At 69.0% G+C, this 16715-nt stretch carries 11 protein-coding genes; 2 read left to right on the top strand and 9 right to left on the bottom strand.

The window, feature by feature from the left end; all coding sequences use genetic code 11:
• Positions 1 to 16: 16 nt before the first annotated feature.
• From ABZV40_RS07250 to ABZV40_RS07230, 5 genes are all read right to left on the bottom strand, one after another.
• On the bottom strand, positions 17 to 1162 hold the full coding sequence (locus ABZV40_RS07250) for a glycosyltransferase (RefSeq protein ID WP_355437082.1): 1146 nt from the start codon (positions 1160 to 1162) through the stop codon (positions 17 to 19).
• Between the two features lie 21 nt (positions 1163 to 1183).
• The gene (locus ABZV40_RS07245) at positions 1184 to 2263 is read right to left on the bottom strand and encodes a nucleotide disphospho-sugar-binding domain-containing protein (protein ID WP_355437081.1); all 1080 of its coding nucleotides are present in this window, start codon (positions 2261 to 2263) and stop codon (positions 1184 to 1186) included.
• 9 nt (positions 2264 to 2272) lie between these two features.
• A complete protein-coding gene (locus ABZV40_RS07240) occupies positions 2273 to 2794 on the bottom strand; it encodes a TetR family transcriptional regulator (RefSeq protein ID WP_355437080.1) in 522 nt (173 codons plus the stop codon).
• Positions 2795 to 2975: 181 nt separating this feature from the next.
• Positions 2976 to 3905, bottom strand: a complete 930-nt coding sequence (locus tag ABZV40_RS07235) for an LCP family protein (protein ID WP_355437078.1) — start codon at positions 3903 to 3905, stop codon at positions 2976 to 2978.
• Positions 3902 to 4408: a SigE family RNA polymerase sigma factor gene (locus ABZV40_RS07230; protein WP_355437076.1), complete on the bottom strand. Its 507-nt coding sequence runs from the start codon at positions 4406 to 4408 to the stop codon at positions 3902 to 3904. The genes ABZV40_RS07235 and ABZV40_RS07230 overlap by 4 nt, the downstream gene beginning before the upstream one ends.
• A 293-nt stretch (positions 4409 to 4701) precedes the next feature.
• Between ABZV40_RS07230 and ABZV40_RS07225 the strand changes: the two genes are divergently transcribed.
• The gene (locus ABZV40_RS07225) at positions 4702 to 5541 is read left to right on the top strand and encodes an RICIN domain-containing protein (protein WP_355437074.1); all 840 of its coding nucleotides are present in this window, start codon (positions 4702 to 4704) and stop codon (positions 5539 to 5541) included.
• A 5-nt stretch (positions 5542 to 5546) separates the two neighbouring features.
• Here the strand turns inward: ABZV40_RS07225 and ABZV40_RS07220 are convergent, their stop codons facing one another.
• The 3 genes from ABZV40_RS07220 to ABZV40_RS07210 are packed head-to-tail and all read right to left on the bottom strand — an operon-like array spanning position 5547 to position 7921.
• Positions 5547 to 6350 (bottom strand): SAM-dependent methyltransferase, encoded by an 804-nt coding sequence (locus tag ABZV40_RS07220; RefSeq protein WP_355437071.1) that lies wholly within the window; start codon positions 6348 to 6350, stop codon positions 5547 to 5549.
• A 58-nt stretch (positions 6351 to 6408) separates the two neighbouring features.
• A complete protein-coding gene (locus ABZV40_RS07215; protein WP_355437068.1) occupies positions 6409 to 7443 on the bottom strand; it encodes a hypothetical protein in 1035 nt (344 codons plus the stop codon).
• Positions 7436 to 7921, bottom strand: coding sequence for a sigma-70 family RNA polymerase sigma factor (locus ABZV40_RS07210; protein ID WP_355437065.1), 486 nt, complete (start codon positions 7919 to 7921; stop codon positions 7436 to 7438). The genes ABZV40_RS07215 and ABZV40_RS07210 overlap by 8 nt, the downstream gene beginning before the upstream one ends.
• Before the next feature lie 439 nt (positions 7922 to 8360).
• Between ABZV40_RS07210 and ABZV40_RS07205 the strand changes: the two genes are divergently transcribed.
• Positions 8361 to 13523: an SdrD B-like domain-containing protein gene (locus tag ABZV40_RS07205; RefSeq protein ID WP_355437063.1), complete on the top strand. Its 5163-nt coding sequence runs from the start codon at positions 8361 to 8363 to the stop codon at positions 13521 to 13523.
• 51 nt (positions 13524 to 13574) lie between these two features.
• On the opposite strand, the gene ABZV40_RS07200 is transcribed toward ABZV40_RS07205, so the two are convergent.
• Positions 13575 to 16529, bottom strand: a complete 2955-nt coding sequence (locus ABZV40_RS07200; RefSeq protein WP_355437061.1) for a TIR domain-containing protein — start codon at positions 16527 to 16529, stop codon at positions 13575 to 13577.
• Positions 16530 to 16715 lie beyond the last annotated feature (186 nt).

Raw genomic sequence — 16715 nt, 5'->3', positions numbered from 1 at the left:
ACCGGTTCCCGCGCGTTCAGCCGGCGAGTTCGACGAGCTTCGGCACGATCTCGTCCGGGTGCGGCATTCCGGCGATCTCGGTGGCGACGGCGTCGACCGCCTGCCGGAGGTCGCCGTCCTGCAGCAGCTTCCGCACGGTCTCGTGCACGGCGTCGGACGTGAACTGCTCACCGACGAGCTGGGCGCCGAGCCCGGCGTTCGCGACGATCTCGGCGTTGCGGAACTGGTCGGCGCCCTGGGGCACCACGAGCTGCGGCACGCCGGCGGACATCGAGGCCACCGTGGTGCCGGCGCCGCCGTGGTGCAGCACGAGATCCGCGTGCGCGAGCAGATCCGCCTGAGGCACCCACGGCAGCACGTGCACGTGGTCCGGCACGTCGTCCAGCGCGGACGGGTCGACCTGCGGTCCGGTCGCGACCAGCACCTCGGCGTCCAACCCGGACAGTCCGGTGACCGCGGTCCGCAGCAGGTCCGGACCGGCGAACGCGGTGCCGAACGTCAGGTACAACAGCGGCCGTTCGTGCTCGATCACCCAACCGGGCAATTCGCCGGGTTCCGCGAACGGGACCGGCCGCATCGGAATCCGCTCCACGTCCGCGAGAAACGTCAAATCCTGCAGTGACGGCGGGAAGACGTCGAGATAAGGCGCTCCGAGTCCCAAATGGTGCCCATCGGGCAGTTCGACGCCGAGTTCGGCCGCGTACTCCAGCACCCGGCCGCTCATCGCTTCCGGGACGAGGTCTCCGTCCACTTTGCCCAAACCGTGACAGACCGCCGGAATCCCGGCGCGCAGGGCGGCGAGGCCGGCACCGGGGTTCATGATCTCGAAGACGACCAGGTCGGGCTTGTCCCGCTCCAGCACCGGTTCCAGGTCGGTCACGAAGGCCCGCGGCAGCACGGAACCGAAGCCCGCCATCGCGGTCGGCCGCAGCATCTCCCGGTCGAATTCCGGGGTGCCGAACAGCTCGTTGGCCTGACGGAACGCGTCAGAAATGCTCAGCCCTGCGTCGACGACCGTGAAACCCAGTTTTTCCACGGTCGGGTGGAATCCCGAGTCGACGGCGTAGAGAACTTCGTGTCCCTGCTCGCGGCAGGCGATCGCGAGCGGGAGCAACGGATACGTGTGTCCGTGCGAGCCTAAGCTCGAGAAGAGAATGCGCACGAGATCCACAATAGGGTCTGCTCATTTCGGTGGTGTGAGTTCTTCCCAGAACGCCGCCACCTCGGACGGGGCCGGCATCGCGGCGATCTCGCCGCGCACCTCACCGGCACCGCGCTGCAGCTTCGGGTCCTCGATGAGCCGGGTGAGCAGCTCCGGCGTGACCTCTCGTGGGCTCGCCTTCAGCCCCGCGCCGCGCCCGGTGATCGCGTGCGCGTGCACCGTGCGGTCGCCCGGTCCCGGCTCGACCAGCTGCGGCACACCGGCCGCGAGAGCACCCAGCAGCGTTCCCGCGCCGCCGTGGTGCACGATCCCGTCGCAGAACGGCAGCACGCGCGGGATCGGTACCCACCCGACCGTCCTGACGTTGTCCGGCAGGCCTTCCGCGCGTTCCGGCCGCATCAGCACGAACTCGGCGTCCACGTGGACCGCGGCCTTCGTGACGGCCGCCATCATCCGGCCCGCGCCGGGACCGGGTGCGGTGCTGCGGCTGACCAGGATGCGCGGCCTGCCCGCGGGTTCGGCGAGCCACCGAGGGACCTCACCGTCACCGCTGTAGGCGACGAACCGCATCGGCTGACCACCGGGGAACTCCGCGAGCGATCGCGGCGCGGTGCGCAGAACCGTTGCGGGAGAACGCACCTCGGCCTTCATCCGCGCGCCGACCGCGCTGGTCAGCTTCAGCCCGTCGAACAGCGACACGTCGTGGACGATCGACGGCACGCCGAGCGCCGATCCCGCGGCGGCCAGGGGTTCGTGCACGACGACGTCAGGCCGCCACCTCGCGGCAAGCGTTTGCAGCGGCGCGGTCATGGCGTCGCCGACCGCGCAGAACAACCGCGACACGAAGTCCAGCCTGCCGCTGCCCTGCATTTCCCTCTTGGCCACCAACGGATGCGTGAGCATGATGCGCAGCGCGATCGGTCCGAACCGGACGCCGGCCGGGACGACGTCCTCGACGGGCAGACCGGAGTCGCGGACCCGCAGCGCCTCACCGCCGGTCGCCACCACGACGTCATGCCCCGCGTCGCGCAAGGCCAACGCCAACGGCATCAACGGAAAGACGTGACCGAGCAAGGGCGCGGCAACCACGAGAACACGCATATGACCAGGCTACGGCTCGACCAGGCGCCACACGGCGTCCTCGACGGCCCGCCTCCGCGCCGCGTGGTCCGAACCGTCGGCCGGAGCGTTCGACCACATCGACGCGATCGCCAGCACCAGCACCAGCACCTGTTCGGCGGAGAAGCGCGTGGACACCAGCCCCCGGGCCTGTGCCTGCCGGATCGCCTCGATCTCGGCCGACCTGGTCACCTGACCCGGCCGTTCCAGCCGGCGCCAGGCCGCGAGCCGGGCCAGCTCCGGATGGTCGTGCTGCCGGTCGTAGCACCGGGCCGCGTAGCCGGGCAGGTCCGCGGCGTCGAACGCCACGAAGGCCGCGTCCACAACCTCGGCCTGCACGGCGTCGAACAGCTCTTGCTTGCCGCCGTAGTAGGTGTAGACGAGCCCGGTGCTGCAACCGGCGATGCGGGCGATGCGCTCCATCCGCGCGCCGGCGATTCCGTAGGCCGCGAACTCGACGAACGCGGCGTCCAGCAACCGGCGGCGGGTCTGCTCCCGATCGCGCCTGGGCATGCTGTGCAGGTTATGGCGAAGGGGCCGCACCCCAGAAGAGCGCGACCCCTTGACCGGAAGTACTTGGCCATGCCGAACCAGAATCGACCGTGGCGACCTGATGTTCATCGGCTTCGCGATGAGGCGACTTGATGCTCCATTCGCGTGAACGTCGGGGCATGATCCCGACCGCGGCTTCGTCTCAGTTCACGCACCCGTCCTGGGCCGGGCTCTGGTCGCCGCCGAAGTAGCCCTCCACGAACTTCTTGGTCTGGTCCGGGTCCGGGGCGTAGCCGACCATGCCGCCCCGGTTCACCTGCTCGCCCACGGGCAGGGTCGTGGTCCGGATCTTCACCGGGCCCTGGAAGCGGGTCGCGAAGTCCAGCAGGTCCCAGCCCTGGTCGGTCTCGACCACGCCGTTGACCGCGCGGGCCAGTGCGGCCGCGTTGTCCTTGGTGATCTTCGAGGCCAGGCCGGTGAGGAAGGCCTGGTGGCGGTGGATGCGGTCGAGGTCGCCGTGGGCCAGGCCGAAGCGTTGCCGCAGGAAGGCCAGGGCTTGATCGCCTGAGACGGACTGGCGACCGGCGGGCAGGTCCACGCCGCTGCGCGGATCCTTGGCCGGGGCGGTCAGGCAGATCTCGACGCCGCCCACGGCGGTGGAGATGCGGCCGAACTCGGACATCTTGATGGCCGCGTAGTGGTCCACCGGGACGCCGGTGAGGCGTTGGACCTCGTCGGTCAGGGCTCGGGGACCCGACTGGTAGAGGCTGTTGATGCGGTCTTGGGCCGCCCCCACGTAGATGTCGCGCGGCAGGGAGATCACGGAGGCTGAGCCGTCGGCGTTGAAGCGGGCGAACACCAGGGCGTCGGTGCGGTTGGCGTCGTCGGTGCCGATCAACAGCACGTTCACCGCGGACGCGGCTGACGGTGCGGTGGCTGGGGTGGCATCGGTTTTGTGGACTGCGGTCTGGACGATGACGCTTGTCGCCGCTGCGGCGACGGTCAGGGTCGCGACGCCGATGATCAAGGCCAGTGGTTTGCGCTTGCGCTTGTGCAGTTCGGCCAGGACCGTGCGGGAGTCGACGGCCTCCTCGGCCTCCGCGGCGATGGCCGAGCGGATCAGGTCGTTCATGAGTGCACCCCCAGGGTGGTGGACCGGGCTACTTCGTGGGCGCGCAGCGTTTGCAGGGCGCGAGAGAGTTGGCTGCGCACGGTGGATTCGGTGCAGCCGAGCACCTGGGCGATCTCCGCGTCCGAGCAGTCCTCGTAGAAGCGCATGACCAACGCGGCACGTTGCTTGCGTGGCAGTACTGCGATTCGTGCGCGCATGGCCTCGCGTTCGGCGTATGCGTCGGCTGGATCGGCCGTTGACGGCACGTGCTTGGCGAGCTCGCTGCGTTCTACCGCGACCTCTCGCGCGGACCTGCGGTGGCGCCACGACAGGTAGTCGTTGGTCACCATGCGCTTCACGTAGAGGTACGGAGCGTCCATCGCTCCGATGCGATCCCACTTCTTCTGCACGCGGATGAGCACGTTCTGGACGATGTCCTGCGCCACGTGTTTGTCGCAGGTGATCGCGGTGGCGTACCTCAGCAGCCGGTCCAGCCGCTCAGCGACGAACTGGTCGAACCCCACGCCGCCCCCTTCGTTGTCCGGTGAGTTTGCGGTTCGGGAAACCCCCTTGCGGCCGTCGGTTGCTGCATCGGGTTTTGTGGCCTGGACCACAGTTGTCCATCTTGGGACGAGTTTCGGCCCGATCCGTTGGCGGGTTCAAGTCGATCCCTGAGCCTTCACGTCATGCGCATCATCCCTGCACTCGCGCTGTTGTCGCTGCTCGTCCCCGTTGACGCGCAAGCGGCACCCAACGGAACGGCAGCACGCTCGCCGAGGGCGGCCTGTGTCTCGGCCGGTCCGGTGACGCTGCCCAGATGGTCAGCTGTGCCGGCGCGGACGCCCAGTGGGTCGCCACCCTCGACGACCAGGACCGCTACCGGTTGAAGGACCCCGGTTCCGCGCGCTACCTGGTCGCGTCCGGCACCGACCAGGTTCGCGTCGGCACCGGCGGCGACACGTGGTTCCTCACGCCGGTCAACCCCGTGCGCGTCCCGGCGCAGAGCGACCCGCGCCTGGACGAGGTCACGTTCCTGACCGCCCACAACGCCTACGCCAACGACGTCGACGGCGGCTTCACGTTCGGCAACGTCGCGCCGAACCAGTCGCGCGGCGTCGTGCAGCAGCTGGGCGACGGCGTCCGCGGCTTCATGCTGAACATCCACCAGACGTCCGACGGCGCGATCCTCTGCCACAACAGCTGCACGTTCGTCAGCAAGCCGGTCGCTCTCGCCGTCGACCTCCAACGCATCGTCGACTTCCTGAAGTCGCACCCGACCGAGATCGTCACGGTGTTCCTGGAGGACCACGTCGACGCCCACGCCCCGAACTACCTGGCCGTCGACTTCTACCACCTGAACACGCCGTCGCTGACGAACGAGCGCCACCCGTCCGGCGCCGGTTCCGTGGAACTCCCCGCCGCCTCCACGCTGTGCCTGGACAACAACGCCGGCGGCACCACCAACGGCACCACCGTGCAGCTGTGGGACTGCAACGGCAGCGGCGCGCAGCAGTGGCGCGTGCGGTTCGATGGTTCCGTGCAGAACCCGCAGCCGGGGCTGTGCCTGGACGATCCCGGCGCGTCGACGACGCCCGGCACACGCCTGACCATCTGGACCCGCAACGGTGCCGCGGCCCAGGCCTGGCGCTTCCGCTAGCGGCGTCAGGGCTTGCGGGCGACTCCCACGTAGACGTCCTCCGGGCCGCCCTCTCCGGCCGGGCCGAGTTCCGGGTGCCACGACGGCGCCGGCACGACGCCCGGCTGGAGGATCTCCATGCCCGCGAACATGGGCTCGAACTCGGACAGAGAACGGAAGTACATCGGGTCGCGGCTGTGCTTCATGGCGCCGGCGACGGCGCCCATCTCCTCCGGCTTGAAGTCGGCGGTCAGGTGGGAGAGTGCGATCAGGCTGCCGGACGGCATGGCGTCGCGGTAGCGGGCGACGACCTCGGCCGGACCCTTCTCGTCGGAGACGAAGTGCAGCACGGCGACCATGAGCAGGCCGACCGGGCGGGAGAAGTCGATCAGGTTCTTCACCGTCGGGTCGGACAGGACCTCGTCGGGGCGGCACATGTCGGCCTGCACGACGCCCGCCTTGTCGTTGCCCTCCAGGATGAGCTGGCTGTGGGAGACCGCGACCTCGTCGTAGTCCACGTAGACGACGCGTGCGTCCGGGTTTTCCTGTTGCACGATCTCGTGGACGTTGCCGACCGTCGGGATGCCCGAGCCGAGGTCGAGGAACTGGTCGATGCCCTGCTCCATCATCAGCAGGACGGCACGGCGCATGAACGAGCGGTTCGAGGCCGCGATGGCGCGGCCGTCGCGCAGGACCTGCAGCACCTTCTCGCCGACCATGCGGTCCGACGCGAAGTTGTGGCCACCTCCCAGCAGGAAGTCGTAGACGCGTGCCGCGCTCGGCACGTCCGTGTTGATCCCTGCGGGCACCCACGAGAAAGGCTCGGCCATGGCGCAGAACCTACCTGTTTGCGCTCACATGTGTATCGGCCCGGATCGGGTGAAAACGTCAAACACACCGCGCGAAACGGGTCGATATGTGCTCCACCAGCGCGGATGCGCCTGCGGCGCGGGCCTCCTCGGCCAGCCACCGCAGCTGGTCGTCCACTCGTGCCGAACGCAGGGTCGCGGCCGCGGCCACCGCGTGCGCACCGAAATCGGACGCGGCGTCCACGTCGCCGGCCGCGAGGTGGTTGCGGGCCAACGCGGTCAGGGCGATCGCGCGCGCTCGCACCTGTTCTGCGCGGTACGTCTCAACGGTTGTGGTGAGTGACGTGATGGCGGTCTGCGGGTCCGGCAGCGTTCGGTGGTCGGTCCAGGAGTTGTGCGCTGCCACGAAACCGAGCTGGAACGCCTTGAGGGCGTCCTCGGGTGCGTTGTGGTGCAGGAACATCCTGCCCGCACGGGTCAGCACCGACGCGATCAGCTCCTCGTTCTCCGCCTGTCGCGCCAGCGTCAGCGCACGTTCGAAGTGCGGCAGCGCCACGCCGGGCATGCCGCTGTCGAACGCCGTCCAGCCCGCCAGCTCGTGGGCCTCCGCGACGGCCGTCCACGTCTCCGCGTCGCCGAGCATGATCTGCGGTTCGACTGCGGCGACGTGCTCCGCCACCGCGGTATGGCATGCCATACCGCCGTATCGCTGGTCCAACGACCGCAACGCCCGTGTGCGCGCCTGTATCCGTTGAACGTCCATTCGCTCCACTGGCGGCGAAGCGGGCAGCCAGTCGAAGGTCGGCGCGCCGACGGTGATCCGGGCCGCGTGCTCCAGAAACCGTTGGCGTGCCTGGACGTCCGCCTCCACCAGCTCCTCGGCGAACCCGTCGGCCACCGCGAGCCGGTGCCAGTGGGCGGCCTCGGTGGCCTCCCCGAGCGCGAACAGCACTCGCGCCAGACGCACGGCCGCGTCACCGAGCTGCTGGTCGGCGGCGACCCGGAAGCACACGGCGGCCTCGCGCAGGCGGCCCGCCCGTTCCGCGGCCTCGCCGGCGCGGTAGGTCCGCTCGACCTCCTCGTCGAACTCGAACTCGCGCAGGAGCTCACTCATCACTGCCTCCGAGAATCCGCCGCAGCTCTGCCCTGCCGCGGGTGAGGTGCGTCCGCACGGTCGACTCGCTGACCACCAGCACCGCGGCGATCTCGCTGACCGGATAGCCGAGCAGGTGGTGCAACGCGACGACCTCGCGGTGCCTGGGGGAGAGCCGGCGCAACGCGGAGTGCACCGCCTCCACCTCGTGCACCCGGTCCACGACGTCGACCGCGGGCACCGCGACCAGCGGCGTCTCCTGCCGGTGCTGTCGTTGCCAGCGGCGCAGCAGCCGGATCGCGACCTTCAGCACCCACGCCTCGGGCTTGTCGTAGGACCGCACGTCACCCCATCGGTGCCGTGCGATGAGCAACGCGTCCTGCGCCACGTCCTCGACGACGCGGGTGTCGCCGCTCAACGCCGTCAACGTCCTGGTCACCACCGGCAGGCAGGTGCGGAAGAACTCGGCGAAGCCCTGATCCGGCTCCGGTGTGCTCAACGGTCTTCCCTTCAGCGTCCGCTCGGGTCCTTCAGCGCCCGTGGGCGACCTTCACCGGTTACAGGCGTTGAAGCCAGGAAAGGCTGAGTCCGATGCACACATTCACCCGTTTAGCCTCATATGCCGTGGGGTCAAGCTGTGACGTCCACACACACGAATGACCCGGTAGAGCGAACCTCCCTTGTGGACAGTTGCACGCTGCAACGGTCGCGGCTAAACCTGAATCCCTGATTGTGACTCGCAGCCCACCCGAACGGGATCAGCTTTCTACGGAAAGTCACAAAAAGCGGAAATCAAGCGACCGATCTCGCGAGAAAAGTTCACCAGGAAGTGTGACAAGCGACGGCGCGTAAGTGGAGGACGGCGGGCGGACCTGCGGAAACGGTGGCATTTTCCAGTTTCCCGCAGTCTCCCGTCCCTGCTGCCTAGGAGCGAATTCGTGAAACGACCGCTCGCCGCCGCGCTCGCCGCGCTGGTGGCCGCCTCGTCCGCCGTGGTCATGCCGACGACAGCGCATGCCGGTCCCGGTGACGGCTCGTTGACCGTCAAGGTCATTCGTGACGTCAACGGCAACGGCAACTACGACGCCGCCGTCGAGGTACCCGTCCAGGGTGCTTCCGTGCTCGTCACCGACCCCGCGGGCAAGACCGCGACCGGGACGACCGACGCGTCCGGCAGCGTCGCGGTCGGCCTCGCGCCGGTGAGCGGCGGCAAGTACCGCGTGCAGGTCAACCCGCCCGCGGGCAGCGTTCTCCAGCCCGCACCGGCCGGCGGCACGCTCGAGAGCAACACGATGTTCGTGGACGTCTCGGGCGGCAAGAACGTCACGGTCACCACCGGCCTGTGGAACCCGTCCGACTACTGCCAGTCGAGCCCCGCGCTCGCGACGGCGTGCGAGCGCGCGACGCGTGACCGCGACGGCAAGAGCATGGTCAACGACTCCGCGCGTTCGTTGGTGACCATGCCGTTCACCTCGCGTGGCACGAACACCGCGCCGACGCAGATCGCGAACCAGGGCGCCACCGGCACGGTGTACGGCCTCGCCTACCGCAAGCAGGACAAGCGGTTGTTCTCCGCCGCGTTCGCGAAGCGGCTCACCAACTACGGGCCGGGTGGTCCCGGTGGCATCTACGTCACGCCCGCCGGGGGCGGCGCGACGACGTTGTTCACCACCGTGCCGAACGCCGGTGGGGCCACGCACAACCACCAGGCCGACTTCGACGGCGGCTTCTTCGCCGTGCCCGGTACGCAGAGCCTCGGTGACATCGACGTCTCCGAGGACGGCAGCGAGCTCTACGTCGTCAACATGTTCGACAAGAAGCTCTACGTCTACGACGCAACGCAGCCGATCGCGGCCGCGCCGAAGGCGTCTTACGCGATCCCGTCGACGTGTCCGTCCGCGGGCGACTGGCGGCCCGGTGCGCTCGGCGTGCGCGACGGCCTCGTGTACGTCGGTGGTGTCTGCTCCGGCGCGTCGACGAAGAAGATCGCCGACGTGAAGGCCGTCGTCATGACGTTCTCCGGTGGTGCGTTCAGCGCGCCGGTGCTGACGAAGGTCCTCGACTTCCAGCGCGGCAGGACGTTCAACAGCCGCCCGGCGAGCAACGTCTGGTACCCCTGGACGAACAGCTGGAACGACACCGCGGCCAACGACCTGCAGCACAACACCTACCCGATGCCGCTGTTGATCGACATCGGCGTGGAGAACAACGGCGACCTCGCGCTGGGCTTCCGCGACCGCTTCGGTGACATGGGCGGCTTCTGGATCCCCGCTCCGGACGGCACCGGCGGTGAGTGGGAGACCTTCTCCGGCGGTGACCTCAACCGGGCCTGCAAGACCGCCACCGGCTACGCGTGGGAGGGCACCGGCGGGTGCAAGAACAACCACGTCAACCCCAACGGTGGTGCCGAGCAGGCGGCCGACGTCGTGGAGTACTACCCCGGTGAGTACTTCGCGTTCGGTGGCGGCTACGCGCCGCACCAGGAGACCGCGCAGGGTGCGGTGGGCCTGGTCTACGGCGAGACCCGCATGCCGGCGACCGTGATGGACCCGACCGGTGTGCGCACCGGTGGTGTCGGCTGGTTCGACCGCACCACGGGTTTGATGACCGACGCCACGTACTCCAACGCCTACAAGATCATCGACGAGTTCAGCGAGGGCTGGGGCAAGGCGAACGGTCTCGGTGATCTGGAGGCGTTGTGCGATCTGGCGCCGGTGCAGCTGGGCAACCGCGTGTGGTTCGACATGGATGCGGACGGTGTGCAGGACGGTGACGAGCCCGCGGTGGCGGGGGTGAAGGTGACGGCGACGCCGTGTGCCGGTGGTGCGGCGTTGCCGGTGAAGACGACGAACGCCAAGGGTGAGTACTACTTCGGTGCGGCGGACGGTCTGAAGCCGGAGACCTGTTACAACCTGACGTTCGACTACAGCGGGGTGAACGCGGCGGCGTTGCCGGGCGCGCCCGCGGCGAGTGATCTCAAGTGGACGGTTCAGGCGGCCGGTGCGGACCGGCTGATCGACTCCAACGTGGACAGTGCGGGCAAGACTCAGGTGACCACGGGCAAGGCCGGTACCGCCGACCACTCGATCGACGCGGGTATCAACGCGAAGGTCAACAACTCCCTCGGCGACTTCGTGTGGGTCGACACCAACCGCAATGGTCTGCAGGACGCGGGTGAGCCGGGTGTTCCCGGTGTGACGGTGGTGGCGAAGAAGGCCGACGGCACCATCGTCGGCACGCCGGTGCAGACCGACGCGCAGGGCAAGTACCTGATCCAGAACCTGCCCGACGGCACGTACAAGGTGTGCTTCGACCTGTCGACGTTGCCCGCCCAGTACGCCGGATACCTGTTCACCACCAAGGACGCGGGTGACGACGCGTTGGACTCGGACGCGGATCCGGCCGACGACTGCACCGCGACGACGACGCTGGGTGTGGGCAAGCGCGAGGACCTGACGCTGGACGCGGGTCTGGTGCCGCCGAACAACAAGGTCGGCGACTTCGTGTGGGTGGACACCAACCGCAACGGCGTGCAGGACGCGGGTGAGCCGGGCGTTCCCGGTGTGACCGTGACGCTGAAGGACGGTGCCGGAAACCCCGTGGGCACGCCGAAGACGACCGGTGCCGACGGCAAGTACCTGTTCGACAACCTGGCCGACGGCACCTACAAGGTGTGCTTCGACATCGCCAACATGCCTGCCCCGTACCAGAACTACCTGGTGACGAGGCCGGACGCGGGTGGCGACGACACGAAGGACTCCGACGCGGACGCCACCGGCTGCACGCCGCCGACGTCGTTGGGGTCTGCCAAGCGCGAGGACCTCACGCTGGACCTCGGCATCCGGCCGCCGAACAAGCTCGGTGACACGGTGTGGCGTGACGACAACAAGAACGGCGTCCAGGACCCGAACGAGCCCGGTGTGCCGGGTGTGACGGTCAAGGTGGGTGACAAGACGACGACCACCGACCAGAACGGCAAGTACGAGTTCCCGAACCTGCCGGACGGCACCTACACCGTCTGCTTCGACATCAAGAACCTGCCCGCCGCGGTGGCGGACTACCAGGTGACGAAGCCGGACCAGGGTGGCGACGACGCGAAGGACTCGGACGCCGACGTGGCCACGGGTTGCACGCCGACCACGACGCTGGGTGTGGACAAGCCGGAGGACCTGACTCTCGACATGGGTCTGATCTCGCCGGTGAACCGCCTCGGTGACTACGTGTGGATCGACGTCAACAAGGACGGTCTGCAGGACGCCACGGACGTTCCGGTGCAGGGCGTGAAGGTCACGCTGTCCAACGGCGCGACGACGACCACGGACGCGCAGGGCAAGTACCTGTTCGACAACCTGCCCGACGGCACCTACAAGGTGTGCTTCGACGTCGCCAACCTGCCCGCCTCGGTGAAGGACTACAAGGTCACCACGCAGAACGCGGGCACCGACGACGCGAAGGACTCCGACGCGGGCGCGGACGGCTGCACGGCGGAAACCACGCTGGGCACCGGGAAGCGGGAGGACCTGACCCTGGACATGGGTCTGGTCTCCCCGCCGAACAAGCTCGGTGACACGGTGTGGCGTGACGACAACAAGAACGGCATCCAGGACGACGGCGAACCCGGTGTGCCTGACGTGCCGGTGAAGTTGTCGACCGGTCAGACCACGAAGACGGACGCGAACGGCAAGTACGTCTTCGACAACCTGCCGGACGGCAAGTACACGGTGTGCTTCGGCCCGATGCCCACGGGTATGGCGGACTTCCAGTTCACCACGCCGAACGCGGGTTCCGACGACGCGAAGGACTCCGACGCCGACGTCGCGACCGGCTGCACGCCTGAGGTGACGCTGGGCCTGGGCAAGCGCGAGGACCTGACCCTGGACGCCGGCATCCACGCGCCGGTCAACAGGATCGGTGACTACGTGTGGGTCGACGCCAACCGCAACGGTCTGCAGGACGCGGGTGAGCAGCCCGTGGCCGGTGTGACGGTGAAGCTGTCCACCGGCGCGACCACGACCACCGACGCGCAGGGCAAGTACCTGTTCAGCGACATGCCGGACGGCAGCTACACGGTGTGCTTCGACGTCAAGAACCTGCCGGCCGCGGTGGCGGACTACACCCTCACCAAGACCGACGCGGGCGACGACGCGATGGACTCCGACGCCGACCCGGCGACCGGGTGCACGCTGCCCGTCGTGGTCGGACCGGGCAAGCGCGAGAACCTGACGCTGGACGCCGGTCTCGTGGCACCGCCCAACCGCATCGGTGACCTGGTGTGGTCCGACACCAACCGCGACGGTGTGCAGCAGCCGGGTGAGCCGGGTGTGCCGGGCGTCGTGGTCAAGCTGGTCGACGACAAGGGCACCGTCGTCGGCACGGTCAAGACCGGCACGGACGGCCGCTACGAGTTCCCAGGCATCCCGGACGGCACCTACAAGGTGTGCTTCGACATGGGTGCTCTGCCCGGTGCCTACGCCGGGTACGTCGCGACGAAGCCGAACGTCGGCGACGACGCGAAGGACTCCGACGTCGACCCGGCGACCGGGTGCACGCCGCCGGTGACGGTCGGCGTGGGCAAGAGGGAGAACCTGACCCTCGACCTCGGTCTCGTCCCGCCGACCAACCGCGTCGGTGACTTCGTCTGGTCCGACGACAACGCCAACGGCGTGCAGGACGCCGGCGAACCCGGTGTGCCGGGACTCCCGGTCTTCCTGCAGGACGGCGCCGGCAAGCCGGTGGCCCAGACCAAGACCGACTCCGGCGGCAAGTACCTGTTCACCGACCTGCCCGACGGTGAGTACAAGGTCTGCTTCAACGCCGACCCGATGACGGGCCTGGTCGCCGGTCGCAAGCTGACCACGCCCAACGTCGGCGACGACGGCAAGGACTCCGACGTCGACCCGGCGACCGGATGCACCCACGTCGTCAAGCTGGGCAAGGACAAACGCGTCGACCTCACCCTCGACGCCGGTCTGCTGCCCACACCGCCCGCACCGCCGCTGGCGTGGACCGGCGCGTCGGTGTGGAGCCTGCTCCTGGCGGCGCTGACCCTGATCGCCGGAGGTGCGTTCCTGCTGCTGCAGGGCCGCCGTCGCAGGGTCTGAGTTGAACAACGGTCCTGCCCCCGGACTTCGCCTCCGGGGGCAGGACCGTTGTCACGGCAGGAGATGCCGGAAGGCGGCGACGAGCAGCATGCGTTGCTGGTCGACGTCCAGGCCCTCGTCGAGCTCGTCGTCCGGGCGGTACTCCCGGTTGTCACGGGTGCCGTGCTTGCCGAACGACTCGACGCGGACCGCGATGTCGACGAGATCCGTCGTCAGGTCCACAGTGGACTCGTCGGCGGGGATCGGCTCGTTGTGCTGGAAGAGCTCGTAGGAGAACCGCATCCCGATCGTGCCGTCGAACGTCGCCTGCTCGGCCGGCAACCGCAGGGCGTGGGACACCGTCCGGTACAGCTCGGCCCCGGTCAGGTGCAGCGGTGTCATGACGACGTGCGTGACACCGAGGTCGTGACTGCGCACCGAGATCGCGACGGTCGGGCCGTCCGGCGCCGGCGGTACGGGTTGCGGGAACACGGGAAGCTCGGACTTGCGGTCGGAGCGCCAGGTCGCCACCAGGCGGTCGGCGGCCTCCACCAGGTCGACGTGCTTGCGGGGCGCGAGCAGCGGCGGCAGCGGTTCCTCGTCGAGCCGCACGATGAACAGGAAGGCGCGGCGGCGCGTCACCTCGAAGCTGAACGCCGCCGCCCACTCGTCGGTGGCCCGGTCGCGTCGCGGGGTGTTCGACGACCACAGCAGGACGTGGTAGTCGGACGTGCCCAGCCCGTCGTCGACCGCGACCGCGTCCTGCTCGTCGAGGAAGGCGCTGACGTTGCGTTCCTCCAGCTCGGCACGCAGCTGCTCGGCGTGCGGACGGTCCTTGCCGGCGAACGACAGGAACACCTTGGGGCGGGTTTCGAGCGGCACGGGTTCTCCGTTCTTCCTGAGTCTTCTGCGCAGCGGACCCGCCGTGGTCTGCACGCCCGCGTCACCGTGCAGCGACCAGCACGCCCAGTCGGCCGGGTGCCGGTCGGCGACCTCGCGCAACGCGTGCTGCAGCGCCCGGTCGCGGGGCAGCTTGGCCAGGTTGCGGTCGAACGCGTCGAGCACCTTCCGCGCAGCGTCGTCCTCGGGCTTCCACCGTGCCGTCACGACGGCTCCCGCGCCCGCCGTGATCACCGAACGCGCGTAACCGGCCCTGTCGTGGCCCGCGCCGAGCACGACCGTGCCGCACGCGCTGAAGTCCATTCGTCCCAACGTTTCCACGGAAACCCTTTCGCTGCCCGAGGAATCGATGCGGACCCGGCGGAAGCGGTGTTCCTTCAGAGTGCGTTCGAGCTCCGCCGGGTCGTGGAAAGTCGTTGCCTCGTCGCCTCTTTGGTCGAGGGCGCGCTGGTGCAGCGACGGCAGGGCCGAGAGACACGGCAGGGTGGACAGGGCGTGCGTGAGGCCGAGGTGGCGGCCGTCGACGGGGAGACCCGCGAGCGGGATGTCGGCGAGGACATCTCCCGCCACCACGACGATTCTGTTGGCGGGCAGGGCGTTGAGCACGTCCTTCAGCGCGATCAGGTTTGCCAGCTCGGCGAGCAGGGTGCCGAGAACCGCCGGGGCGTGGCGGGGTTTCCACGCCCTGATCCGGTGAATCGTCTCGGCGAGCTCGCTGACGTGCACGTCGGCGGTGAGGTGGGTGATCCTGCGACCGATGATCACGTGGTGCAGCTGGTCGGGCGTCGCGTGCATCATCCACACGGCCTGGTCGTGGGACAGGTGCCTGGTGATGCCGCGCAGCCAGCGCTGGGCCGATCTGAGGTCGGTGAACCCCGGCAGGGCGCGAGGCTCGGCCAGGATCGTGGTGCTCCTGGCGGCTTCGAGCGCCACCACCAGCCCTGGCAACGCCTTCCTGCCCTCGCGCCGGACTCGGCGGGCCGCGGCCAGGACGCGGCTGTCGTGTTCGTCCCTGACCGCTCGCAACAGCTGGAGGCGGGGGGAGTCCTGGGTGGCTTCCTCTTCGGTGTGGCTGGATTCGGTCCAGCACCTGGCCGCCTGCTCCTCGTCTCCGGCGTCAGCGAGCGTGTCACCGAGTTTGCGCAGTGCCAACGCTTTCAGCTCGGTGTGCGGTGTTCGTGCCGCTGCCTGGCGGAAGTGCCTGGCGGCCTCGTCGAGGCGTTGCCCGGCGTGGGCGAGCTCGGCCTTGGTGAGGTGCCAGAGCGCGGAGTTCCCTTCGCCCAGCAGGCCTTCCGCCGTCGCCGGTTCGCCCGCCGCGATCAGACGTCGGACGTGGTCGAGGTGGCGTTCCGGGGCGAGCGTCTGCGTGGCGTCGGGGAGCGTCGAGAGCACCTCCGGTCCGGCCGCGGCCACCAGCAGCGGGAAGAGCCTGCGTGCGGCACCTGGTTGTCTGGTCAGGACGAGCAGCACGGTCAACTCGTGGTGCACGGCGAACTGCAGCGCCGGTTCGATCCCGTAGCTGGTGGCGCACCTCATCATCAATGCCAGGGCTTCCTCGTACCTGACCTCGCGCCGGAGCACCGCTTCCCGTCTGAGGAACTCGGCCGGGGTGCGCGGGGTCTGGTCGTCGATCTTCGGCACGTGCGCGTTGCGGCGCACGTCGAGGAGCAGCCGGTCGTTGCCGATGGCTTCCAGCTGCTCGATGTGGCCCGCCCGGCGGAAGTGGCGTTCCGCGGCGTCGAGCTCGCTTTCCGCGGTGGGGTGGTCGAACCGGTGGACGGCGGCCAGTGCCGCGACGCGCGCGAGTCTCGCCTGCTGCAGCTCGTTGAGGTACCGCCTGCGCAGCTCCCGCACGTCCCGTTCGGCACTGGCGTGATCCGTTGTGGCACTGCGGATCTGGGCTTTGAGCACTCTCAGTTCGGTGTCGTCCTCGGTGAGGTACTCGTCGCAGCGCCGGGCCGCCCGTCTGATCGCACCGAGGCCCAGCAGGGTGGCGCAGTGGTCGTGGGCGATGACGCGGCTGATCCTGGCCGCTTCCCCGTAGGCGTGGTCGACCCCGTGCACGTCGCCGCGGCGGGCGGCGGCCTGGGCGGCTCTGATCGCGTTGGCGAGGGGTTCGAGTTCCATTCAGTCCCCGCAGGCCTGCGCGATGAGAAGCGGTCGTTGACGCATGGACGATCCTCCGTGCGTCGCAGACTAACGATCCAGACAGCCGACAGATCGTTTGTCCATCTTCTGTCCACGAACTGCCCAAACGATCTTGTCGGTGCTCCTCGGCACACTGGACGAGACCCGTTGCCCACTCGCCCGAGG

The organism is Lentzea sp. NPDC004782 (assembly GCF_040609115.1).
GTDB lineage: Bacteria > Actinomycetota > Actinomycetes > Mycobacteriales > Pseudonocardiaceae > Lentzea.
The sequence above is the reverse complement of the archived record's forward strand: the minus strand, read 5'-3'. Positions and strand labels throughout refer to the sequence as shown.